The sequence below is a fragment of the Photobacterium obscurum genome, assembly GCF_026191635.1.
Classification (GTDB): domain Bacteria; phylum Pseudomonadota; class Gammaproteobacteria; order Enterobacterales; family Vibrionaceae; genus Photobacterium; species Photobacterium obscurum.
In genome coordinates this window covers 1-22,294 of sequence record NZ_JAKRRW010000012.1, presented here as the reverse complement: position 1 = coordinate 22,294, position 22,294 = coordinate 1, and the positions used below count along the sequence as shown (strand labels likewise).

Annotated in this window: 23 protein-coding genes; 18 read left to right on the top strand and 5 right to left on the bottom strand. The window is 42.2% G+C overall.

All coding sequences use genetic code 11. The features are described 5' to 3' along the window. Nucleotides 1–325: 325 nt before the first annotated feature. Entirely contained in the window at nucleotides 326–1,945 is a 1,620-nt protein-coding gene (locus tag MD588_RS15260) for a methyl-accepting chemotaxis protein (RefSeq protein WP_265698257.1), read from the top strand. Nucleotides 1,946–2,061: 116 nt separating this feature from the next. On the opposite strand, the gene MD588_RS15255 is transcribed toward MD588_RS15260, so the two are convergent. After that, nucleotides 2,062–2,367 carry a panthothenate synthetase gene (locus MD588_RS15255; RefSeq protein WP_265698256.1) on the bottom strand — a complete coding sequence of 102 codons (306 nt, stop codon included), beginning with the start codon at nucleotides 2,365–2,367 and terminating at the stop codon, nucleotides 2,062–2,064. 432 nt (nucleotides 2,368–2,799) lie between these two features. Here MD588_RS15255 and MD588_RS15250 point away from each other — a divergent pair, with 432 nt between their 5' ends. The 3 genes from MD588_RS15250 (at nucleotide 2,800) to MD588_RS15240 (ending at nucleotide 6,470) form a co-directional block, all read left to right on the top strand. Continuing rightward, the gene (locus MD588_RS15250; protein ID WP_265698255.1) at nucleotides 2,800–5,073 is read left to right on the top strand and encodes a peptidase U32 family protein; all 2,274 of its coding nucleotides are present in this window, start codon (nucleotides 2,800–2,802) and stop codon (nucleotides 5,071–5,073) included. Nucleotides 5,074–5,407: 334 nt separating this feature from the next. Next, entirely contained in the window at nucleotides 5,408–5,956 is a 549-nt protein-coding gene (locus tag MD588_RS15245; RefSeq protein WP_265698254.1) for a TFIIB-type zinc ribbon-containing protein, read from the top strand. Between the two features lie 166 nt (nucleotides 5,957–6,122). Further along, nucleotides 6,123–6,470, top strand: coding sequence for a RidA family protein (locus MD588_RS15240; protein WP_265698253.1), 348 nt, complete (start codon nucleotides 6,123–6,125; stop codon nucleotides 6,468–6,470). Nucleotides 6,471–6,542: 72 nt separating this feature from the next. Here the strand turns inward: MD588_RS15240 and MD588_RS15235 are convergent, their stop codons facing one another. Further along, complete coding sequence (locus tag MD588_RS15235) at nucleotides 6,543–7,034, bottom strand: MarR family winged helix-turn-helix transcriptional regulator (RefSeq protein ID WP_265698251.1); 492 nt, start codon at nucleotides 7,032–7,034, stop codon at nucleotides 6,543–6,545. Between the two features lie 92 nt (nucleotides 7,035–7,126). On the opposite strand from MD588_RS15235, the gene MD588_RS15230 reads away from it, so the two are divergent. The 4 genes from MD588_RS15230 (at nucleotide 7,127) to MD588_RS26140 (ending at nucleotide 11,136) form a co-directional block, all read left to right on the top strand. Beyond that, nucleotides 7,127–8,341 carry a multidrug effflux MFS transporter gene (locus MD588_RS15230; protein WP_265698249.1) on the top strand — a complete coding sequence of 405 codons (1,215 nt, stop codon included), beginning with the start codon at nucleotides 7,127–7,129 and terminating at the stop codon, nucleotides 8,339–8,341. 115 nt (nucleotides 8,342–8,456) lie between these two features. After that, a complete protein-coding gene (locus MD588_RS15225; RefSeq protein ID WP_407676582.1) occupies nucleotides 8,457–9,623 on the top strand; it encodes an HlyD family secretion protein in 1,167 nt (388 codons plus the stop codon). After that, nucleotides 9,613–10,677, top strand: coding sequence for a DUF2955 domain-containing protein (locus MD588_RS15220; protein WP_265698246.1), 1,065 nt, complete (start codon nucleotides 9,613–9,615; stop codon nucleotides 10,675–10,677). The genes MD588_RS15225 and MD588_RS15220 overlap by 11 nt, the downstream gene beginning before the upstream one ends. Nucleotides 10,678–10,698: 21 nt before the next feature. Then, nucleotides 10,699–11,136, top strand: a complete 438-nt coding sequence (locus MD588_RS26140) for a DUF1496 domain-containing protein (protein ID WP_407676576.1) — start codon at nucleotides 10,699–10,701, stop codon at nucleotides 11,134–11,136. A gap of 148 nt (nucleotides 11,137–11,284) precedes the next feature. Here MD588_RS26140 and MD588_RS15215 read toward each other — a convergent pair whose 3' ends face one another. From MD588_RS15215 to MD588_RS15205, 3 genes are all read right to left on the bottom strand, one after another. Then, nucleotides 11,285–11,449: a hypothetical protein gene (locus MD588_RS15215; protein WP_265698244.1), complete on the bottom strand. Its 165-nt coding sequence runs from the start codon at nucleotides 11,447–11,449 to the stop codon at nucleotides 11,285–11,287. A 371-nt stretch (nucleotides 11,450–11,820) separates the two neighbouring features. After that, nucleotides 11,821–12,120: a YfcZ/YiiS family protein gene (locus tag MD588_RS15210; RefSeq protein ID WP_265698243.1), complete on the bottom strand. Its 300-nt coding sequence runs from the start codon at nucleotides 12,118–12,120 to the stop codon at nucleotides 11,821–11,823. Between the two features lie 213 nt (nucleotides 12,121–12,333). After that, nucleotides 12,334–14,262, bottom strand: a complete 1,929-nt coding sequence (locus tag MD588_RS15205; protein ID WP_265698242.1) for a RecQ family ATP-dependent DNA helicase — start codon at nucleotides 14,260–14,262, stop codon at nucleotides 12,334–12,336. A 363-nt stretch (nucleotides 14,263–14,625) separates the two neighbouring features. On the opposite strand from MD588_RS15205, the gene MD588_RS15200 reads away from it, so the two are divergent. From MD588_RS15200 to MD588_RS15155, 10 genes are all read left to right on the top strand, one after another. Then, entirely contained in the window at nucleotides 14,626–15,570 is a 945-nt protein-coding gene (locus MD588_RS15200; protein ID WP_265698241.1) for an SPFH domain-containing protein, read from the top strand. Next, nucleotides 15,567–16,019, top strand: a complete 453-nt coding sequence (locus MD588_RS15195; protein ID WP_265698240.1) for an NfeD family protein — start codon at nucleotides 15,567–15,569, stop codon at nucleotides 16,017–16,019. Before MD588_RS15200 ends, MD588_RS15195 begins: the two co-directional genes overlap by 4 nt. A gap of 461 nt (nucleotides 16,020–16,480) precedes the next feature. After that, the gene (locus MD588_RS15190) at nucleotides 16,481–17,011 is read left to right on the top strand and encodes a GNAT family N-acetyltransferase (RefSeq protein WP_265698239.1); all 531 of its coding nucleotides are present in this window, start codon (nucleotides 16,481–16,483) and stop codon (nucleotides 17,009–17,011) included. 124 nt (nucleotides 17,012–17,135) lie between these two features. Beyond that, the gene (locus tag MD588_RS15185; RefSeq protein ID WP_265698238.1) at nucleotides 17,136–17,504 is read left to right on the top strand and encodes a MerR family transcriptional regulator; all 369 of its coding nucleotides are present in this window, start codon (nucleotides 17,136–17,138) and stop codon (nucleotides 17,502–17,504) included. Nucleotides 17,505–17,524: 20 nt separating this feature from the next. Next, nucleotides 17,525–18,004, top strand: coding sequence for a methyltransferase family protein (locus tag MD588_RS15180; protein ID WP_265698237.1), 480 nt, complete (start codon nucleotides 17,525–17,527; stop codon nucleotides 18,002–18,004). A gap of 266 nt (nucleotides 18,005–18,270) precedes the next feature. After that, entirely contained in the window at nucleotides 18,271–18,738 is a 468-nt protein-coding gene (locus tag MD588_RS15175; RefSeq protein ID WP_265698236.1) for an OsmC family protein, read from the top strand. Between the two features lie 138 nt (nucleotides 18,739–18,876). Further along, nucleotides 18,877–19,290, top strand: a complete 414-nt coding sequence (locus MD588_RS15170) for an NUDIX hydrolase (RefSeq protein ID WP_265698235.1) — start codon at nucleotides 18,877–18,879, stop codon at nucleotides 19,288–19,290. A 210-nt stretch (nucleotides 19,291–19,500) separates the two neighbouring features. Next, on the top strand, nucleotides 19,501–19,863 hold the full coding sequence (locus MD588_RS15165; RefSeq protein ID WP_265698234.1) for a DUF6404 family protein: 363 nt from the start codon (nucleotides 19,501–19,503) through the stop codon (nucleotides 19,861–19,863). A gap of 217 nt (nucleotides 19,864–20,080) precedes the next feature. Continuing rightward, nucleotides 20,081–20,989: a DMT family transporter gene (locus MD588_RS15160; RefSeq protein ID WP_265698233.1), complete on the top strand. Its 909-nt coding sequence runs from the start codon at nucleotides 20,081–20,083 to the stop codon at nucleotides 20,987–20,989. A 198-nt stretch (nucleotides 20,990–21,187) separates the two neighbouring features. Further along, the gene (locus MD588_RS15155) at nucleotides 21,188–22,024 is read left to right on the top strand and encodes an alpha/beta hydrolase family protein (RefSeq protein ID WP_265698232.1); all 837 of its coding nucleotides are present in this window, start codon (nucleotides 21,188–21,190) and stop codon (nucleotides 22,022–22,024) included. Nucleotides 22,025–22,294: the final 270 nt, after the last annotated feature.

Genomic DNA, 22,294 nt, shown 5'->3' with positions numbered 1-22,294 from the left:
GAGTATAACGAAACCAGGAAGTGTGAAAGGCCATTAACAGTGTAATGGCTGAAATTTAATTCAGTACAATACATAGAAACCGTGATCAACCTTACTTCCAGCGATGATTCTTTGTCAGCTCAGTACAGGTCTGCTTTCTCATTGAGACAACCTAATTTGGCAGCACGATAATCAGTTGTAATATTCCGCGCCAAGCAGCATTTCTAGACTGTAATTCCATGAAATAACAACATCAATTCTGAAAGTTGCTACTAACCCATGCAAAAGTATTTTAGCTGTCTATTATAAACCTTGTGGCATATAAGAAATTATTATAGGAAAGGTAATGGCTAGGTTAAAGGATTACTCCGTTTCAAGAAAAATCATGCTGATAGAAGTTATTTCAGTCTTTTTCCTCATTGCACTATGCGTGTATAGCTTAAACAGTCAGCGAATAAGCTCGTTAGAAGACAGAAAGGATAAGCTCAGTTCATTAGTGGAAAATGCTGTTAGTACGGTGAAATACTTTCATCAGTTGTCAGATGAGATTGGTGAAAGTCAGGCTCAGCAACAGGCTAAATCAACGTTGGCAGCGATGCGTTTTGATAACAATAATTATTTTTGGATTACTGACTCTAATTCAAAAACGCTTATGCATCCACTAAAGCCGGGCCTGGTTGGGCAAGACGGTAGTACGATGACTGACGGCAATGGAAAATATTACATGGCCGAAATGACCCAGCTGGCTAACCGGGAAGGTGCAGGGTATGTCGAATATAGCTGGCGCTCTCCAAGCAATGAGCTGTATGACAAGATCTCTTATATTGAGCGAATGCCTGAATGGGGTTGGATTATTGGTACGGGGATCTTGGTCGAAGATATCAATACCGCGTTCTGGCATGACGTATGGACACAGGTACCAATGGCATTTGTTGCAGGTTTTCTACTAATTGTCGCGACTTACTTCATTGGTAGAAATATAACTCAGCCATTAAATCGGTTGGTTGAGCAGCTAAATGCTATCGCTGACGGTGATATTCGGATCAGGATGAATGAAGATCGCAAAGATGAAATTGGCATTTTGTGTAGAAAACTAGACAGCATGTTAGACAGTATTCATAAAACACTGCGACTTAGTATGGATTCAGCCGTGAATTCTTCCGATATGGCAAAAAATATAGCCGTTACAACGGAGCAAAGTGCAGCGAATACTGAGTCACAGCGAATTCAGTTGGAGCAATTGGCTACATCGATGAATGAAATGACGGTCACGATTGCTGATGTTGCCCAGAACTCAGAAAAGGCAGCGGCAAATACTGATCAAGTGGTCTCTTTGGCTCAAAGCAGTGGCGAACATATGAAGCAGACAGCTAAGCAGGTTAACAGGCTGGCTGAGAATGTGGAAATTGCTGATAGCCTGGTAGATAAATTACGCCATGGTGTGACTGATATCAGTGATGTGGTGATGGTGATACAGGGGATCTCGGAACAGACTAACTTGCTGGCATTGAATGCGGCGATTGAAGCGGCGCGGGCTGGTGATCAGGGGCGAGGCTTTGCTGTTGTTGCTGACGAAGTTAGAGGGTTAGCAAGTCGAACTAAGGATTCGACTGGGGAGATCCAGTCAACGATTGAAGCATTGATTGCGAGTGCAAAACTAGCTTCTGAGGCAATGCAGGCTTGCCATGCCGAGGTTAGTAGCAGTGTTGAGTCTGTATCGGTGACACATCAGGAAATCGAGAAGATGGTTGAGGAGTTGCATGCCTCCAATGACATGATTGCTCAGATTGCCTCTGCATCAGAAGAGCAAGGTGTTGTAGCCGAAGAAGTTAATAGCAATGTAGGTAGCATTCATCACTCAGGTAATGAAATCAGTGTAGCGGCATCGGCGTTGGCTGAACAGAGTCATTCGCTGGCCGAGCTTTCTGCTGACCTCAATGAGCAACTAAAGTTTTTTAAGGTCTAATGGCTGAGCTTATAGAAACGGGTGTTGTTAACCTTAACGGTCGGCTAGTTATCTAGTCGGCCGCTATTTGTGGTTATTAAGCTGTTGTGATTCGCTTTGAGAAGGTTCTTTCGTTGTTACAACCATTTTTTTCCTAATCCGTCTAACCCTGATGCTCCAAGATCTTCGGGAGTCATTGCGATTCGAAATCGGCAGTCGGCATTAAATATCAAGAAAAACGGTTCGGCATAGCGAGGTATCTGTGATGAATCGGTGATGTTGATGACCAAGACAGCACTTCGTGTACCATCAAGCTCAGTGAAATACGTATTTTCAGGTTGAAGATCTTCAAGAATCCGCTCAATTACAGCGCCCACTTTCCCTTCTTTTACTAATGTGTTGAAAGGTTCATGAGGAAAATCGACATTCATTAACATTTTCATAGCGATGTGTCCGCATTGTTATGGTTAGCGAGATAAGTTAGATAATTTCACTACTGATCGTAGTTGAATTTTCATTGCTAGAGGTTGCCCTGAGAGAGTTACCAACGAAATAGAAAAATTCACATCTGATATTTGATTAGCCAGAATAGCTGAAGGGGATACACCCTAGTGTTAGCTTTTGTTATATGTATTCAAGGTGTTACGTTATTGGTGTGCAATCTCCTAACTTGTGTCTATCTAGGTAGTATCATTAACATGGCAGTATCATGTTAAACGCGAATCTTGTGTTTTTTGCTGAAAGCACCATCGGTAATGGTACTGGTACTTAGTATCGGATAGTGACAAGCCTCTCATTTATGGACACTGTGCAAAGGATACAGGTAGAATACGTCCTCCGAAATTGAGTTGAAGAGACTAGTGGGTCATATCGCTATGAAAAACAAATTTGAATTATTGGCACCTGGTGGCGATATTGAATCGATTAAAGCAGCAATAGTAGCAGGCGCTGATGCTATATATTGCGGTCTGGATAATTTCAATGCCAGAAATCGTGCAACTAACCTGACGTTCGATAATTTAAATGGAATTGTAAGGCTTGCCCATGAATATAATTGCAAGATCTTTTTAACACTAAATATTATTATCTTGGAAAGTGAAATTCCTGCGATCATACGATTGCTGAATAAGTTAGTAAACACAAAGATTGATGGTGTTATTGTTCAGGATCTAGGCCTGTTTTATATTTTAAAAGAGCATTTTAAAGATCTTGATGTTCATGCTTCTACTCAGGCGAATACCCATAACGAGGGTCAAATTTTATTTCTAAATAAATTGACTGCAAGTCGAGTCAATTTATCTCGAGAATTAAACATTAAGGAAATTAAGCACCTCGCTCAATTCGGACATCAGCATGATGTCTTAATGGAAGTATTTGTTCATGGTTCATATTGTATCGGCTTCTCTGGGCTCTGTTATATAAGCTCAGTTCGTAACGGTAATTCAGGTAACCGTGGCCGCTGCAGCCAGCCGTGTCGTGATAAGTATGCAACAACAGCGGCAGGCAAGGATTATCCACTCAACTTGAAAGATAACTCTGCATATTCTGATATGAAGGAACTGGCGGATGCAGGGGTGTACTCGCTAAAAGTTGAAGGTCGAATCAAAAAATCTCATTATGTTTATACTGTGGTAGATAACTGGAGAAAACAGATCGACAGTTACTGCGAGAATAATGAACTACTGACCGATACGACTGAGTTTTATACCGTATTTAACCGTGACTTCTCAAACTCTTATCTTAAAGGGGATATCAGTAAAAATATGTTTATTGATAATCCGCGAGATAATGCCGTTAAACACTTTTCTAAAGTATATGGCTGTGTAACAGAAGAAAGTATTAAGGGTGTTAAGAAGAAACTGTACGATGATAAAACAGATATCATTAAAACAGTTGAAGAAAAAATTAAAGATTTAAGTATAGATAAGCATCCTATAACTATTAATCTTGCTGGTGAGGCGAATAATCCTTTAACTGTTACAGTTAAAACACCAGATAGCTCATTTGATGTGCTATCAGAAACAGTGCTTATCAACTCGGACAAATATACGATTGATGTTGACGCGATAGAAAAGAAACTAAACAGCTTAAATAATGCTGAATATTATATCGAGTCGATGAATACCAAAGGCCTTAAAGATGGCTTGTTCTTGCCATTTAAGGATATTGCGGCCATTAAAGACAAAATTGCCTTTATATTAAATGGCTCTAAAGCTCTGGTTGCACCGATTAATACGCCAATGCTAAAGAAGTCGAACTTAGATAAGCCTGGTTTGCATCAGCAGGGCGGGGGAGAAACCAAGCCAACGCTTTCTGCCCTGATCTCGACTAAAAAGGATGTGGAACTATGCAATACCACATCAGCTGATATTTATTACCAACTGCCTGACTCGATTAGTGGCGAGCTATCCCAGTTGATTGAGTTGTTTACCAATAATGAAAAGCTGATCCCTTGGTTCCCTGCAATATTGATTGGTGAGAACTATACCGCGGCGCTTGAGTTTCTTGAGCAGGTGAAGCCTAAACTGATTGTTACTAACAATACAGGCGTTGCTTACGCTGCATACGAAAAGGGCATAGATTGGGTTGCCGGCCCTTACCTGAATATTACCAATTCTTTTAGCCTGCAATGCATGAAAGAAGAGTTTAACTGCTGTGGTTCGTTCATCTCGAACGAAATCAAGAAAAACCAGATAAAACACATTATAAGGCCTGACAACTTCAAGCTGCACTACAGTATCTATCATCCGATTATGCTCCTGATGAGCCGACAGTGCCTATTCCATCAGACTGTTGGATGCAAAAAGAAGAGCTTTGATGCTAAATGTCTGAAGAAATGTAAGAAATCAGCCTCAATTATCAACTTGAAAGAGTCATCTTTTGTCCTAGATAAGCAAAAGGGTGATCACAATTCTTTGTATGGCCAAAGTAATTACCTCAATACTGATGTTGTCGATGATATTCCAGAGACGTTCTCTAACTTCTTTATTGATTTGAGAGATATAAAAACTGAAACAGTGGTAGATGTGGATAAGGTTAGTCTTGTAGAGCTTTTCCAAAATCTGATTAGCGGAGATGTCGATGCTAAGCAGGAGATTGCAAAAGTCATTTACCCAACAACCAATAGTCAGTATGTAAAAGGGCTTTAGGGACACCCCTGGTGATGGCGGGAAGTGCCGCCATCACTACTTTCATAGAGGCTTGAAGGGAACCATTGCTCCTATAGCTCCCTTCCCTGAACAGCTTATACTGATATTACCTGAACCTTGCATTTTGAACAGATTATCGGCTGTTTGAGCCTGATTAATACCGCCCAATTTCCCCCTTGTGAAAATTCACTCTATACCTCTCATTTTGTACTTAACTAATTGATAAACATTGGCTTTGTTTCTCATGTTCGCGTATGGTATTCATCCTGATATGCAACGTATTTTCTAATTTGTTGCTAGAGGGTTTGGGTTTCAATTAAGGATGTAACAAAGAATGAAGTGTACGAGTTGTAAGGTTGGTGTTTTATCGCCGAGTTTTATTGATGGCTTGTTCCGTGCGCACACCTGCACGCATTGTGGAGGGAACTGGATTCTGATCGAAGATTACGTGTCATGGAAAGAGAATAATCCTGAGTATCAATTTTCTACCGAAGTTTCGTGCGAAGCCGTTGATACAGATACTGCTTTACTTTGTCCTCAGTCTGGAAAAATCATGCGGAAATTCCGTATAACATCGAAGAGTTCACACCGATTGGATTATAGCTCTTTCGTTGGTGGTGTTTGGTTGGATAAAGGTGAGTGGGATCTGATCAAGAAGGGAGGCTTAGCGGGTTCACTGAATGCGGTATTGACAGCGCAATGGCAAAAAAATATTCGGATGAATACCGCGAAGGAGAACTTTGCTGAGATATATACTGATAAGTTTGGCAAAGAGTCATACGACAAAGCGAGAGAAATCCGCCAATGGTTGAATGAACACCCTAATAAAGCAGACCTTCGCGCTTACATCCTGGCAGAAGATCCTTACTCAGCAGAGCGGTAAGTTTGTACTTATCTGGATATATAATGCACATTAGCGGTAATCGTTTGAATTATTGTGCTAAAGGTCTGCCGTAGATCGTTTAAACGCAAATCAATTACCGCTAGAATACTTGCTCTTTTCGCCCTGTTTAGGGCTGTATTCCTTTTCTAAAATGTAAGGCAACGTGATGATCGAACGTCAGGAAACCAAGCAACGTATGAGCCGTATCGTAAAGCACAACGGTACGATTTATCTATGCGGACAAGTTTGTGCCGATGCGACTCAAGGCATCAAAGAGCAGACTGCAACAATGCTAGATAAAGTTGAAGCACTGCTGGAGCAAGCGGGCAGTGACAAGGAGCATATGTTGTCAGCCACTATCTATATCAAAGATATGAAAGACTTCGCTGAAATGAACGAAGTGTGGGATAACTGGGTTCCTGCTGGCCACGCACCTGCACGTGCTTGCGTAGAAGCAAGCATGGCTCGTGAAGCGCTGTTGGTTGAAATTTCTGTGATTGCGGCAGAAAAGTAATTTTCAACCAACCATGATGCTTTAAGTAAATCAGGCCTCAAGACATCGGGCCTGGTTTACTCCCTACACATTCTACTCCCTTGCCGAAAGAAGCTTTTCTAGCAGCGCGTTTAGTTGCTCTTGTTCCTGCTCAGATAATACCGAAATCCTTTGTTGCTCATGGTTGTGGAGCTCCTGGATAACCTTATCAATCAGTACCTTACCTTTCTCTGTCAATTGGACTAATTTGCTTCGCTTATCTTCTGGGTTATCAAGACGTGCAATGAGGCCCAAGGTTGTCACTCGGTTGAGTACTTTCGTTAAGCCCCCAGAGCTGAATAACATTGATTGGTAGAGTTCTGTGGGCGATAAGCAGCAGGAACCGCCTTCTCTTCGCAGTGCTGCCAGCACACCAAAGTCAGCGCGTTGAAGATCATTTGCTTCAACAATCTTAATTAAATCTTGTTGATGATAATCGTGAATACGGTGTATTCGGAGGATCGCAGGTGAGCATTTTTCAGCTGATTGAGGCCAGTTTTCTTCAATTTTTTTCAATATGTTAGCGATGCTTTCTTGCTTCGTCATCATCTTCTCCTCCAAATGATGAGTTAAATATATCTTGCTGGAAAGATAAATGCCAGCTAATATCTTTCTAGAAAGATAAATAAGAGGTATCTATGAAGAAAAAGATGTCAACGTCGTTGCTGGTATTGCTTGCTGCCGTTTTTGCCATGTCTCCTTTTGCAATTGATAGCTACTTGCCTGCTATTCCGGTTATGGCTGCTGACTTAAATATCGAAACATCGATGGTGGCGGTTACTGTCAGTATCTACGTACTGGGTTTGGCCATTGGCCAGTTGATCGGAGGGCCGTTATCGGACCGTTTGGGCCGGATGCCGATTATGGTGACCGGCTTACTGGTTTTTGCTATTGGTAGTCTGCTGCTTGCCAGTGCGCAATCATTAGAAATGTTGTGGACGTGGCGTGTCTTGCAGTCCATTGGTGGAGGGATTGCCGTTGTAGGGGTGCCTGCAACTATTCGTGATAATGCCGAAGGCAAAGAAGCTGCTCGGTTATTTTCTCTGATCGCATTGATTATGATGTTGGCGCCATCTATTGCCCCGACTGCAGGGATGGTAATACTGAAAACACTAGGCTGGCATTGGATTTTTATCATGCTTAGTGCCGTTGCTGTGGTTGTTGCCATTAATGCGGCTGTTGTGATGCCTAAAACAGAGAAAGTGCAAAAGCCTAAAGCGAGCGGAGGCTATTTATCAGTATTTAAAGAGCGCCGTGCGCTAGGTTATTTGTTTGCTCAGGCTTTCGGCTATGCGGTACTAATGACTTTCATTACCAATGCACCTTTTGCCTATATCGAACACTTTGGCGTAGGGGTTGAGTTGTTCTCGGGTTTATTTATTGCCAATGTGACAGGTATCGTAATTGTAAACCGGATCAACAGTATGTTGTTAAGAGCCTACGAGCCATCAAGCCTGCTGAAAGCGTTTTTGGGAATGCAGCTTATCGGCGGCTTGGTATTGGTTAGTGCTATGATTATTGCCCCAGAGAACCTTTGGTTTGTCGTTGCTGGGTTTGTAATTTCCATCGCAGCCAATGGCGGTATTATGTCCAACTCCAGTGCTTGTTTCATGCGCTACTTTGGTAAAAACGCCGGAGTTGCGTCAGCACTGCTTGGGGCGACGCAGTACGGTGTTGGTGCAGCAGTGAGTGCGTTAGCTGCGATGTTAAGCACTGAAACGCTTTGGCCTATGATCTTGGCGATGATGTTTTCGACTCTAATCGCATTGACCGGCGCCTTTGTCAGTTCGCGTTCTGAGCCCGAAGGAAGTATTGATAGTGTTTCTCCTCCAATTGAACATCAGCAGAAGTAATATGTTGTAGCATTTAGTGTGTTTCTCTTTGTTAATGCATGCTGAATTTCTGATGTGGCTATTCTTAATATCGAGTTAAGACTGTGAGCGGAGCCATAGTATGTCAGAAGAGAACATGCCGAATGTTCAGGCTGAACCCGGTGAGCGAATAGCCCCAAAAGGAGCCAAACCTAAACGCGTTAAAAAAGAGCGTTTAGGCAGGACCAAGAAAGAACCGTCACCGTCGGATAAGGTGAAAAAGATGACGGTGGTGGTGCTGCTTATTTGTATTGGTTTGTTTGTATTTTATGTTCTGGCTGATCGTTATATCCCGTCTACTGATATGGCACGTGTTCGTGGTTATGTAATCCCGGTAACCCCTTTGGTGTCCGGTCGGGTGGTCGAAGTGTCAGTTGAGCCCAATGATGTTGTCCAGGCTGGGGTGCCGTTAGTTAAAATTGATCCTGCTGACTATCAGTTGGCTGTGCAGGAAGCTGAGCAAGGATTAGTCAAAGCAGGGCAAAGTGTTGGTGTTCAAACGGCTTCAGTAGCCTCGGCTCAGGCCCAACTTTCCGATGCGTTAGCTAATCAGGCGCATGTTCGGACTCAGGCTTCACGTATTCTTGCGTTGAGCAAAAAAGGTATTGTTCCCAAGGCTGAAGCAGATAAAACCCGTGCAGCACTGGAAAGTGCTAAAGCACAGGTTGCAACGGCACAGGCAAATCTGGAGCAGGCCAGAAAACAGCTTGGTACCAGCGGCAAGGAAAATAGCGCCGTGAAATCTGCCTTGCTTAAGTTGCAAAAAGCACAGATCGATTTGGAGCGAACCATATTACGAGCCCCGGCTATGGGAGGGGTGAGCAACTTTCGGTTGGATGAAGGTTTTTACGCTCGTTCTGGACAGCCACTACTGACATTTGTTTCCGGTGAAGATGTATGGATCGATGCCTATTTTCGCGAGAATAGTTTAGGAAAAATGATTGTTGGCGATGAGGCTGAGATAGTCCTCGATTATGCGCCCGGTAAGGTATTTAAAGGGAAAGTGGCCAGTATTGATTGGGGGATTAGCTGGGGCCAGAATGAGCAGGCGGGCCAATTAGCCTCAGTGACCGGGCAAACAGGATGGTTGCGGCAGACTCAACGGTTTCCGGTAACGGTACGTTTTGATGATGATACTGCGAGGGGATTCCGTCGGGTTGGCGGTCAGGCAGACGTGATTGTCTATACCCAGGATAGCTCGATATTGAATGTTTTTGGCCGCGCTTGGATCCGTGTTATCAGCTGGCTGTCTTATGTCCGATAGTGAGATTACTCGAGGGCGGGAAGAGCAGGCAGAACAGTCGATATATTATTGTCGTGTTTTGCGCTATGTGCTGGCGGTTTCGGTTAGTTGTGGACTTGCATTTGGTATCGGCTGGGGCTTATCTTTTATCTTTCCGGTCTTTCTAGCAAAATTCTTGGCTGATTATTCATCACCTAGTCACGAAATCTATCAGCAGCTGATCATGGCAATGGTCTTAACTGTTCTGGTTGGGATGGCTCTTGGGTTAGGCGCAGCCCACTATCCATTGGTTTTGTTGCTGTTGGTGGCGCTGCTAATGTTTTGGGCCTATTACCTTTTCCTAGACCCTCGATGGAATTTCTTCGCCACGATATTGATGATCGCTGTGATGTTGTTGCCTTACTTGGGTATCACTAATCCGGGGTTAATTCTGTATGTGGGCCTGGGGTTGAGTGTTTCTGGCGTTCTTGCTGTCCTTGCGTTTATCATTCTGCATTGGCTACTGCCTGAAAAAGAACAGCCACAGACCACTAGTTCAATAAGTAGTTCGCTTCCCACAACTCAACGTATCCAAGATGCCTTGCTCGCACTGCTTATCGCCTACCCAGTGATTGTCTTTTTTTATTACTTCCAGATTAATGGCGCAATATTGACCATGGTGTTTATTGGCATTTTGTCATTGCAAACAACAGGAGTTAAAAGTATTAAAGTTAGTCTCTTCTTGCTCCTGACCAACGGGGTGGGTGGGGGATTTGCCGTATTGATATACGAGTTGCTGGTTACAACACCATACTTTGTCTTTTTTATGGCTTTAATCACATTGGTTAGCCTGGTCATTGGCGCCAAAATTTATCAACAACCACAAAAAGCGCCTATTTGGGCTGGGGTGATGTCCGCGCTGCTTGTGGTTCTCGGTGGGACAATTTCTTCAGACAGTAAGTTAATTGAAGTCAGTTTTTACGGTCGAGTTATTCAGATAATTTTGGCCTCCGCCTATATGATTGCGATTTCGATGCTGATTGATTTTTATCAAAAGTATCGTACGTTAGAATCATCTCGCCCAGCGATCAAATAAAGCTATAGTTTGAAACTATCTATGGATCATCAATGGGTATGTAACACTTATTTATTGATATTGAAGCAGGTATTGTTTCGGTTCTTTCTGGTACATTTGGTTGGTATGAGCCTTAGAAAGTGGTTATCAATGTTCACAATAGGTGTGAGACATAGCTTGTTGGCAGAGAAGGTGCTTATGATAAGCAGGATTATAATCAAGCCGTTGTCGGTATTGCTACTATTGCTGGTAGCAGTATCTTCGGTAAATTTATCGGCAAAAGAAGTTTCAGTAAAACATAGGCCGGAAATTACGGTGCAGTCTAGCTCATTCAATCACAGAGTGTGCATGTATGAGGGGAAGGATTATTCTCTCGGTGCTGTGTTAGTTGTCGATAAGATTGTTTTGGAGTGCAAGCCTGAAAATGATTTTGAGTCAAACGGTAGGTTAAAGTGGCACAGAATCAAAGCTAAAGATTAAGATTTTGCGCTTGGGGGGGAAACGCAGTGTTAGTGATAACACTGCGTTTTAATAACAGTAGGGGAAACTGAGATATAGATAGATTGGCTACTAGTCTTTACCCATCTAAGCCCTATGTTTACCATTATTTATAATTAGCGAAACAATTTTAACGAACCATACGGCCTGAGTTGGGTGCCAGCTTGCCTGTCCCCCCTTGGTGATGTTCTGTTGTTGCCCCCATCTCTTGCATCAGCAACTCTTTCATTGCCGCTGACTCGCGTGAGTTGGTTGGCTTCCAGTTTGCGATCACTTTTGCTTTATTAGTATTCATCGAACTATTCCTTTTCGTTCATGGGGTTACAGTTAACACCATGTGCCTAATGATTCATAATATGCTGTTATTTTCATACAAAATGAGTTCATTTACCAGTCTTAAATGCGCGAAAGGCATCCATGTGCGCGTGGTTTAATACTACCTACAAAAGAATAACTTTACATATCAGACCAGTTAACTGGTTAAACATCCTTTGTTTACGATAATTTGTCGTGCTAGTTGTAAATATAGTTTGTTACGAACATAAAAAAAGCCAATTCCTTATGGGAATTGGCTTTTGTTCTTAACTAAATGTTTTGTAAGGAAACTACATAACAACCATCAGTTCAACTTAATGCTGGCAAGGCTGATGTGGCTTCCTGCAACCATTACTTAGCAATTGAACGGCTCTTTAGTTCAAAAATAAGCTTTTCAGCGCTGCACTCGAACTGGATACGTGCAGTTAGCTCTTGGCTGTCATCAGTAAGTGATGACGCTTCATACTTGAAGTTTGCGTTTACTTCTTTTGCAAGTGCAAGGTAGTTGTTTAGTTCAGCTTCTAGCGCGGCCTTACCGTTTGCGTAAATATGAACCTGAGCAACATCATCACCTTCCTTGATGATGAAACCCATTTCAGCTGAAACACCACAAGCTTCACATGTTTGGTAATCTAGTTCTTCGTTTGACATGACTTAAACTCTTTCCCCGTTGATATTATGCGGTTATTTTAAAACTTCGTGACCAAGATCGCTATTCATTAATGTTGAAAAGTATGTTTGCTTAAGCCGACTGTTCAATCTAAAGCCGACTGAGAACTGATCTGTATGCGTTACTAAGTCAATATTGCTAAGCCTGATAATTGAATCGGCTCAGCAACATATGACTAGGGGAGAGGAATGGGCTTATCTAACTAAGTGTGGATAAACGTGAGTAATTAACTCTTGAGTTTGTCGGAATGGGTAAGCTTCTAGTTTCGCAAAGCCTGACATTTGCCGCGCTTTGACTTTGGTATTCAAAGGCGATGTCATGCCGCAAAGAAAACGGGTTACGGCTGCCGCTGAAGGTTGTGTAGAACAAGCTGATATAAAGGGATCGCACCAGGCTTTTAATGAGTTAGCTGAAATTTCTGGCAATTGTTCGTTACCGGGTAACGAGGCAATTTGCCCCCGGCAAACTGAGCAATGCCCGCATTGTTCAGGCGCGTTGGCATCCGCAAAATAACTGGCCAGTGTATGGCTCAGACATTGACTGCTTTCAAAGAAGCTAAGCATCCGCGTAATACGTTCAATCTCGCTACTTTCTTTTTGCAGGAATAGCGCATACAGCCCCGCAGCTTGCTCACAGATATCAAAACGAGGATTTTGTACGCGGTAGACATCTGTCATCTGTTTGCTTTCTAGCTCTATCCAGCCTTTTTCATTGAAATAGTCGATAGCGGCAACGACTCGCTTTCTTTCTGTTTGATTACTTTGCCAGAGGGCGTCGAAATCAACAGTATGCCAAGTTCTTGCTTTTGGCGAACAAGCAAAAATGTTACTGACAAACTGTCGACGCTCTCCCTCAAACTGAGCAATGATATCTTGTTGAGCTTTGAGCAACTTGAATCGGTAATCTGCAAAATAGGTATATTGCGGTTCGATAATTTGGTGCATTTCCAAATAGACGAGCAGTGTCTTAAGTGGCAACAAACGAATGTTTGTATCTTTGGAAAGTCGTGACAGCATCACTTCCCATTGCCCCTGACTTGCTTGAATTTGGGCCAAAACGGCTTCAATCGCAGCTTGATCCGGTGTATCACCGTAGACAAAGTTTTCGAGGACATTCAAGCCAGATTTGTTAGCCAGAACGGTACACTGCGAGGGGGCTCCATCACGTCCGGCACGACCAATTTCCTGGCTGTAGTTTTCTATGGATTTAGGCAGATCGTAGTGAACAACTCGTCGGATATCAGACTTGTCGATCCCCATTCCAAAAGCGATGGTGGCAATAATACAGTGGTGTTTACCTGACATGAAAGCTTGCTGGATCTGCTGCCTTTGCTCGCTATCCATTCCTGCATGGTAGGCTTGTGCACGGTAGCCCTGCTGATTTAACCAGCTTGCCAAATTCTCAGCAGCTTTTTGTAATGTCACATACACTATCGTTGGTTGTTCGGGACTTTCCTCTAGCTGAGCGAGTAAGGCCTGCGACTTATCTGTATCTGTTGTCGGAGCGATGCTCAGATCGAGGTTATGACGGTAGAAGCCAGTAACGACGACATTGCTCTTCTCAATCGAGAATTTGCGGCTCATATCTTCGATAACGGCAGGCGTTGCGGTCGCTGTTAACAACAGTACCTGGGGGATGTTGAGCCATTGTCGGTGATGGGGAAGCTTCAGGTAGTCGGGACGAAAGTTATGCCCCCACTCAGAGATACAGTGCGCTTCATCAACCACCAGTAACGAAATCGGAACTTGTGAGATGAAGTGACGGAAACGTTCGTTGTTGAGCCTCTCGACTGAGATCATTAGTACTTTGATCTCGCCGTTTCTGACGCCTTGCATCACCTGTTGGCTTTCTTCCCAACTCTGGCTGGAGTCTATCGAGGCGGCAGGAATATTCTTGCTATGGAGAAAGTCGAGCTGATCTTTCATCAATGCCAACAAAGGTGAAATCACTAAGGTTAAATGAGGCAACTGAACAGCAGGTAGCTGGTAGCACAGTGACTTTCCCGAACCGGTAGGGAAAATAGCACAAGCTGATTCGCCATTTAAAATACGTGTGATGACTTCTTCTTGCCCCGGACGAAGGCTATCGAAACCAAAGTAGTTTTTCAGTGTTTGCTGGTACATGAATCAAGTGAGCTCAAAACAGGGTTGGGTAGAGATAATAACGCACCCGGCTAGGGGAGTGCACCTGAACAAACGAAAAAGCATTACTTTTCGGCGAAGGTCATGGTTAGCGCATATAGGTTGCTGCCATAACACACTGAGTTGTGCCATCGCGGTGAAGATATTAACCAAAATGTACAGAAAATTGCGGATAAGAGTCAGGTTATGGTTAGTAAGGTGCAAACTATCGAACAGGCCCCCCAATCGTGAGGTAGATTACTTTTTAGACGATAATCAAGCACTTCTTTACTCACATGAGTACAATTACTCACTTGTTTAAGGTATTGTTTATGTAAATGAACGGTGTTTATTAAGGAGATTAGAATGCCATACGATACGTTAGTAACCGTTGGGGTGTTTATTGTTGTTGCAATTGTTTTTATTGCCTCGGGGGTAAAAACAGTTTCCCAGGGGAATGAATGGACTGTAGAACGGTTTGGCCGTTATACCAAAACATTGCGGCCGGGGCTGAATCTTATCGTTCCATTTGTTGATCGCATCGGCAATAAAATAAACATGATGGAGCGAGTGCTTGATATACCCGCACAGGAAGTAATCTCTCGTGATAACGCCAATGTGATGATTGATGCCGTCTGTTTTGTTCAGGTTGTTGATGCGGCAAAAGCGGCCTATGAAGTCAACGATCTAGAACATGCTATTAGAAATTTGACTTTAACCAACATCCGTACTGTCTTGGGTTCGATGGAGTTGGATGAAATGCTGTCTCAGCGTGACCGTATAAATAGCCAGCTATTGAGCATTGTCGATCAGGCTACAAACCCATGGGGAATTAAAGTAACCCGTATTGAAATAAAAGATGTTCAACCGCCATCAGATTTGACTGCGGCAATGAACGCGCAAATGAAGGCTGAACGTAACAAGCGTGCTGAAGTGCTAGAAGCGGAAGGTATCCGTCAGGCAGAAATTCTGCGTGCGGAGGGCCATAAGCAATCAGAGATTTTACGAGCCGAGGGTGATAAGCAGGCTGCGATTCTTCAGGCCGAAGCTCGAGAACGTGCCGCCGAAGCGGAAGCTCGTGCAACGGCGATGGTTTCAGAAGCGATTGCAAAAGGTGACTTACAGGCGGTGAATTACTTTGTTGCACAGGGTTATACTGATGCACTTAAGACAATTGGTCAGTCTGAAAATGGCAAAGTGATCATGCTACCATTGGAAGCAACGGGCTTGATGGGGTCGATTACAGGTATTGCTGAGCTTCTGAATCAGCCCAAGCAAAATGAAACTGTAAGTAAAGGAACGAATGTATGATAGCTTTGCTGGAACAGATGAACTTCTGGCATTGGATAGCATTGGGTCTGGTACTCTTGCTGCTTGAACTCCTGGGCACGGCGGGGTATCTACTCTGGTTAGGTGTATCAGCCTTACTGGTCGGTGCAATATTGTCGGTTATACCTTTGAGCTGGTCTTTGCAATGGCTGACATTTGCCGTGTTTTCGCTTTTTGCCACCTGGCTATGGTGGCGGTATCAGCACAAGAAGGATCGTGTTGATGACAAAGACAGGACGCTCAACCAGCGAACTGAACAAATGATAGGGCAGACTTGTGTTTTGTCAGAGGCATTACCTGTTAGTCAAGGGCGAATTCGTCTTGGTGATACGTCATGGCTAGCTAAAACAGAAAAGCCCTTAGAGGCTGGCACACTGGTTGAAGTGGTCGATGTCGAGGGAATTATTTTGGTTGTTAAAGCCAAACAATAACTGTTTTGGAAAGTAAAAAGAGCTATGTTTAACATGGCTCTTTTTTTATCTACGGATAATGTCATCGCTTGTTTGTTATATTAAAGACTAAGCAGTTTCAACATGCTTTGTTATCGATTTGGAAATCTATATTCGTTTATACAACGAAAAGAATCTTGTAATAAACCAGAGAGATTGCCTTGCATAACTATATGGTTATCGTAATATGTATTTATGTTGCTAGGGCTATCAATCAATGTAAATTTAAAGGTGTTTATTAGCAAGGGTGAGGAACCTTTGGGAAATTAATATCTTTTATAGTAACCGTAAAGAAATGAGCAGATATGTTCTAACTCAGAGTGGTTCCTTATTAATAGTGTGCGTTGGTTTGTTCATAAATAGCCCCTGAATATATACAGCAATGTAGGTAGCTTGAGTAGGGAACTTAGTTCAATTAGCAGTAAAGAAACAGGAGTATTCTAGTGGAAAATTCTCGAATAAAGCTTGTTCCGCCATCAATGGAGCGCGCACCTTCAATGCTTGAGGCGATTATAGAAAGTGAGGTTGAGTTGCGTCAGTACCTTCCTTGGGTTGATTCTTCGCTGACTGAAGCTGACTCAATATCAAATACCGAAAAAGCGATTGAGAATTTTGAAAGTTTTACTGGTGAGCTCCGCTATTCAATAATACGGAAGTCAGATGATCATTTTCTTGGTGCAATAGGCTTAATGATCAGAGATAAAGCAGTTCCTTTTTTTGAAATTGGTTATTGGATAAGGACCAGTGAAACCGGTAAAGGTTATGTTTCGGAGGCGGTATCTTTAATTGAGGAATATGCCTTTAATGAATGTAAGGCAAGACGCATCGAAATAACTGCTGCATCAACAAACTTTAAAAGCCGCTCAGTAGCTGAGCGGTGCGGTTATCAATTGGATACCGTATTTGCCAATGCTCACCGTTTACCGTCGGGTGAACTGTCGGATACCGCTGTATATTCAAAAATATGCTCTTAGCAATCTATGCCAAACTAACAAACAGGAAGTACCTACATGCTTCCTGATTTACCAGTGCGTAGCCATTAGGCGAAGCTATATGAGCCAGCCTAATTAAACTCAGATTCGTAATAAGGATAGTACGATGAGAATTCATGAAGCGGCTGAAGTTAGCGGGCTAAGTTGTCATACACTTCGGTTTTATGAAAAGAGCGGATTAATATATCCCATTCCCAGAGATGCATCTGGCCATAGATTTTACCGTGAACATGATATTCGCTGGCTGCACTTTGTACAGTGTTTAAAAAGCACCGGTATGCCGCTTAAAGATATTCAGCGGTTTGCTGCCAAAGTTGGCGATGCGGAAAATCAAGCAGAACTGTTGCTGAAAATCTTACAACAGCATAAAGTACGTTTGGAGCAAAAACTCGAAGAAACGAAAGAGTTTTTAAACCATATTGACTGGAAGATAGAACATTATCAGGCCATTATTACCGAGCAGACACTTTGCTAAACTGTTAGATTGTAGGCGATATGACAAGAGAAAATCACCTGAATAAACTGAAGCTCAAGATTCCTCCTATAGCATTAGTTATCATTTTTTCTATATTAATGTCTGGAGTGTCTAAATTATTACCTAGTCAAGGTATTTTTGGCAGTATTGATATTACAATTTCTATCTTATGTGTAATTTCAGGTAGTGTTATTTCACTATTGGGCGTTATGGCTTTCCGCCGTGCTCAGACGACCGTAAATCCAATGTTACCGCAAGGTTCGAGTACCTTGGTGACATCTGGTATTTATTCAATATCAAGAAACCCAATGTATGTCGGTTTTTTACTTCTACTTATAGGTTTGGGATTTTTCTTGTCTAGTATTTATTCCCTGATGTTATGTGCCGTTTTTGTGTTATACATGAATCGTTTTCAAATTCAGCCAGAAGAAGAATTTCTGGAGTCATTATTCTTCGATGATTATAGGCGTTATAAAGCGAATGTTCGTAGGTGGTGTTGAGTACCATATTACCGGTAGTACTCCGATGTAAACGCCGGGTTCAATCTCAATGCACATTAGTGCATACCTGTTCTTTCACTCGTGATGAAAGAAAGCCCACGTTCACCTTCGGAATATTGCCCTTCAACAATGGCAACACCATTGGGATGGTATTTGGTTTAGCTGTGAGTATAGTGTACTGAAAGAACCAGTGCGGTAACTGCGTGAAAGCGAGCATGCAGACTAATACACTGTTATGCAACCGCGTTGAAATCAGGGAGGAGGAAATGTCAGAACATTTTGCGACAGTTCGTTGGAAGCGAAAAGAAGGGGAAGGCTTTAACGATAATAAATATAGTCGCGAACATTTATGGGAGTTTGATGGTGGTATTGTTGTTCCAGCGTCGCCTTCTCCGTTGGTTGTGCCTGCTCCTCTTTCAGTTGAAGAGAATGTCGATCCGGAAGAGGCTTTTATAGCGTCTTTATCGAGCTGTCACATGCTGACGTTTCTTGCGATAGCAGCAAAACGACGGTACATCATAGAAAGTTACATCGACAGTGCGGTTGGTACTTTGGCCAAAAATGAGAATGGCAAAATGGCAATAACGGAAGTCGTGTTGCGTCCAAATATAGTATTTTCAGGCGAACGACTGCCAAGTAATGAGCAACTGAGAAAAATGCACCATTTGTCCCATGAAAATTGCTTTATAGCGAATTCAGTGAATACAAGAGTAATTACAGAAATCGTTGCATAACAAGGCGTTTAAGACAGATTCGTAACGCTGGGCGGTTCTGTTTCAAGGTGGAGTTTTGTGTCTAAGGAACAATGTATTAAGTTAGGTGTGGACACTGCTCACGACTTAACGCGGCGTTATGTGACAATGAGGTAATAAATGGAAAAAATAATTGATAAGTTAGCTTGGTTATATATTCGTGATGGGAAGCTTTTAGCTGTGCGTTCCAAAGGGAAAGATATGTTTTATATACCTGGCGGTAAGCGCGAAGAAGGTGAAAGTGATGAGCAGGCACTTATCCGAGAAGTTAAAGAAGAGCTATCAGTAGATCTACTTCCAAATACAATTCAATATGCAGAAACATTTACAGCCCAAGCTGATGGTAAAGATAGTGGTGTATCAGTAAAGCTAACATGTTATTTTTCAGACTTTAATGGTGGCTTACTCCCAGACGCTGAAATTGAAGAGTTAAGATTTATTGATGGTAGTGATGAAGCTATTTGTTCATTGGCAACGGTCATTACAATGAACTGGCTCAAATCAAGATCACTAATATCGGCAAGAAATGCCTAACAAGGCCAACAAGTGTGACGCATTACACTCCGCAGTTTTGGTTTGAAGTCCAGCTGGCTTGGTGAGTTCGGTGGGGCGCAGCTTATGCCCGGCGTTATGGCTATCGAAATCTTACTTTTCATATGCTAGGTGAATACGTGAGTTATATATCACATTTGGTGTAAATCTGATGTGATTAGCTAGCGTATTATTAATTACATATAACTGATTATGCATAAGAAAGAGTTTATAGAAGTTTATTTACGCCAAAAAGGTGCGAGTAGAGCAGTCGTAAAACCTTATCCTTTTATATGGCACTGGCTGTTTAAATCGAATGCAAAACCTTGTTTATTTGAATCACCGTTGAAACTATTTTTTTTGCAATTGGTCTTTGGAACAGTGACCTGGGGTGGTTTTATGTGGTTAATGGTATGGCGTCTACAAGAGCCAAGTATCAACAACTTATACATATCGTTATTTTTTGGCTTCACCTCAGGTTTATGGTTGAGTTTGGAAGTTTTGTATTACTCAAAGAAGCTTAAACTCACTTCATCATGGGAAGAGTGGTTAAAGGAACATCATTTACCTGAATAGCCATAACAAAGGCATCTAGTGTGACGCGTTACACTCGGCGGTTTTTGTCGGGAGTTCGGTGTGCTTTGTTGGTTCAATGGGGAGCATCTTAATGCGGCGTTATGTGCAACCATACCTTTTGATTCACTATACGTAATGTATTATTCAGAACAGTTTCATTTCTGTGATTTGTTTAATAGAATAATCCCCCTTAATTATATGAAATTAAATCGCATTTATGTCTGCTCAATTTATAAATAACGTCCCCGTTGGTGTAAGGTATATGTTGGTATCAGCATTTGCTTTTGCTCTTATGTCTAGTTGCGTTAAATTAGTTAGTACTTATGGTATACCTGTTTTTGAAATCGTTGCAGCTAGGGCTGTTGTTTCATTAATAATTAGCTATGTGGATGTTAAAAGAAAAAGAATTTCAGTTTGGGGGGGTAACAAAAAATTACTTATAGCAAGGGGTGTTGCTGGCTCATTAGCCTTGATTTGTGTGTATTATGCAATATCTACTTTACCTTTAGCTGAAGCAACAATTTTACAGTATCTACATCCTGTATTTACTGCTGTTTTAGCATTACTTTTTCTTCGGGAAAAAGTTCAGATATCAACAGTTATTTGTATTGTTTGTTGTATCGTTGGACTGTTTTTAATAGTAAGTCCGAGGTTAACATTTGAAGGTGCAACGGAATTACCTTTGCTTAGTGTTTCTGTTGCGTTATTGGGAGCCTTTGGGAGTGCTGTTGCTTATGTGATTGTAAAGCGACTCAGTACTAGTGAAGATAGTTCTGTCATTATATTTTACTTTCCACTGATTGCTTTACCTTTATCTGTAATCTTACTTGGAAGTGATTTTGTGATGCCAAATACAGAAGCTTTCCTGTTACTGTTATTCGTTGGTATTTTTACTCAAATAGGGCAAGTAGGTCTAACAAAAGCAATGCAAACTGAAGTCGCAAGTAGAGCAACAGCGTATTCTTATGCGCAGGTGGTTTTTTCAGTCATACTTGGCTGGTTATTGTTTAGTGAAACCCCATCAGTATGGACTTGTGCTGGCGGTATTTTGATTATTGTTGGTGCTTTAATAAATGTATTCGGAAGTATGAGAGCGAAGGAATTAAAATCGCAACAAGCGACATAACAAGTTGTATTGATAGAATGCACATGAGGCGGTTTTGGTACGGAATTCGCTGCGCTTTGCGGGTTAAGTGGTGCACACCTTAATGCGGCGTTAGCACTATCTCCAATTGTAAGGAATTGTTCTAAACACTAAATGGCTCACACATTGTATATGCCTGATTATGCTCATATTATGATTTGTACCTTGATGAGTAGTTCGATGAATAGATGGTTTGCGTTAGGTTGCACTGTGATTTTTGCGTCCGGTTCTGTGTGCGCGAATAACCTGGGTGAAAACGTTAGAATACCAATAGTAGAAAAAGGAGTTCTTTGGGATAGCAATATCGAGTTAGAGGCAACGATATACAAACCCAAAGGGGATGGGCCTTTTCCCACAGTGATATTTAATCACGGCTCCACTGGACCAAATGTTGTTCCTGAAGAATACACGATAAATCCTTGGGGTTTTGGGCAATATCTAGTGGATAAAAATATTGCTTTAATTGTTCCAATGAGACGCGGTCGAGGAAAATCAGAAGGTAGTTACAGTGAGTTATATTCCTGTAACCCTGATGATATAACAAAAGGTATAGCTTACGCCGAAAAGTCGCTGGATGCGACCTATAGCTATCTTTTGAAGCAACCATGGGTAGATAGCAAAAAATTAGTTTTATCGGGAAATTCGAGAGGAGGGGTATTGTCCCTCGTCTATGCATCCCATCACCCTAACTCATTTGCGGGTGTAATTAATTTTTCTGGTGGCTGGGTTGGTGACGTATGTAATGTTGGTTCGCAATCTCAGAATGTTGAAATTTTTGAGGAAGCTGGAAGAGCAGTTAAAGCTCCAGCGTTGTTCATTTATGGTCGCAATGATTCATATTATTCTGACGCAACAATAGAAAGCCTGGCCAATGCATATAAACGTGGCGGCGGAAATGTGGATTTCAAGTTTTATCAATTAGGAAGTTCGGCTTCGGGGCACGATGTATTTTATAAATACTGGGCTCTATGGTCATCTTCAGTCGATGATTACCTTGGAAAAGTGTTAGAAAAATAGTGCTAACAAAACGCTCAAGAGTGATTCTCAACGCACGGTGCTTTCGATTTTACTTAAGTGTTTACGGCACAATGGTTTGGTCTGATGATTGTGTTGCTCACCTTAATGCGGTGTTACCCCTAATTAAACTAATGCCACCCAGCCACAATAGAAAACAACTGTAACGCATTTCTGTCCAGGGCTGTCTTAGCTTGGACATTATGCGCCCTTTCCTGCAACCCTAACTGACCAACAGCACTGAAATGGAGGTCATTATGAGGAAGCAGCAAT

Excerpts from the sequence above, each read along its gene's own strand:
- MD588_RS15165 (WP_265698234.1), top strand. The coding sequence starts at position 19,501 with ATGCATAAGAAAGAGTTTATAGAAGTTTATTTACGCCAAAAAGGTGCG.
- MD588_RS15195 (WP_265698240.1), top strand. The coding sequence starts at position 15,567 with ATGATAGCTTTGCTGGAACAGATGAACTTCTGGCATTGGATAGCATTG.
- MD588_RS15155 (WP_265698232.1), top strand. The coding sequence starts at position 21,188 with ATGAATAGATGGTTTGCGTTAGGTTGCACTGTGATTTTTGCGTCCGGT.
- MD588_RS15170 (WP_265698235.1), top strand. The coding sequence starts at position 18,877 with ATGGAAAAAATAATTGATAAGTTAGCTTGGTTATATATTCGTGATGGG.
- MD588_RS15200 (WP_265698241.1), top strand. The coding sequence starts at position 14,626 with ATGCCATACGATACGTTAGTAACCGTTGGGGTGTTTATTGTTGTTGCA.
- MD588_RS15160 (WP_265698233.1), top strand. The coding sequence starts at position 20,081 with ATGTCTGCTCAATTTATAAATAACGTCCCCGTTGGTGTAAGGTATATG.
- MD588_RS15240 (WP_265698253.1), top strand. The coding sequence starts at position 6,123 with ATGATCGAACGTCAGGAAACCAAGCAACGTATGAGCCGTATCGTAAAG.
- MD588_RS15235 (WP_265698251.1), bottom strand. The coding sequence starts at position 7,034 with ATGACGAAGCAAGAAAGCATCGCTAACATATTGAAAAAAATTGAAGAA.
- MD588_RS15230 (WP_265698249.1), top strand. The coding sequence starts at position 7,127 with ATGAAGAAAAAGATGTCAACGTCGTTGCTGGTATTGCTTGCTGCCGTT.
- MD588_RS15250 (WP_265698255.1), top strand. The coding sequence starts at position 2,800 with ATGAAAAACAAATTTGAATTATTGGCACCTGGTGGCGATATTGAATCG.
- MD588_RS15225 (WP_407676582.1), top strand. The coding sequence starts at position 8,457 with ATGCCGAATGTTCAGGCTGAACCCGGTGAGCGAATAGCCCCAAAAGGA.
- MD588_RS26140 (WP_407676576.1), top strand. The coding sequence starts at position 10,699 with ATGGATCATCAATGGGTATGTAACACTTATTTATTGATATTGAAGCAG.
- MD588_RS15180 (WP_265698237.1), top strand. The coding sequence starts at position 17,525 with ATGACAAGAGAAAATCACCTGAATAAACTGAAGCTCAAGATTCCTCCT.
- MD588_RS15210 (WP_265698243.1), bottom strand. The coding sequence starts at position 12,120 with ATGTCAAACGAAGAACTAGATTACCAAACATGTGAAGCTTGTGGTGTT.
- MD588_RS15185 (WP_265698238.1), top strand. The coding sequence starts at position 17,136 with ATGAGAATTCATGAAGCGGCTGAAGTTAGCGGGCTAAGTTGTCATACA.
- MD588_RS15220 (WP_265698246.1), top strand. The coding sequence starts at position 9,613 with ATGTCCGATAGTGAGATTACTCGAGGGCGGGAAGAGCAGGCAGAACAG.
- MD588_RS15245 (WP_265698254.1), top strand. The coding sequence starts at position 5,408 with ATGAAGTGTACGAGTTGTAAGGTTGGTGTTTTATCGCCGAGTTTTATT.
- MD588_RS15215 (WP_265698244.1), bottom strand. The coding sequence starts at position 11,449 with ATGAATACTAATAAAGCAAAAGTGATCGCAAACTGGAAGCCAACCAAC.
- MD588_RS15175 (WP_265698236.1), top strand. The coding sequence starts at position 18,271 with ATGTCAGAACATTTTGCGACAGTTCGTTGGAAGCGAAAAGAAGGGGAA.
- MD588_RS15255 (WP_265698256.1), bottom strand. The coding sequence starts at position 2,367 with ATGAAAATGTTAATGAATGTCGATTTTCCTCATGAACCTTTCAACACA.
- MD588_RS15260 (WP_265698257.1), top strand. The coding sequence starts at position 326 with ATGGCTAGGTTAAAGGATTACTCCGTTTCAAGAAAAATCATGCTGATA.
- MD588_RS15205 (WP_265698242.1), bottom strand. The coding sequence starts at position 14,262 with ATGTACCAGCAAACACTGAAAAACTACTTTGGTTTCGATAGCCTTCGT.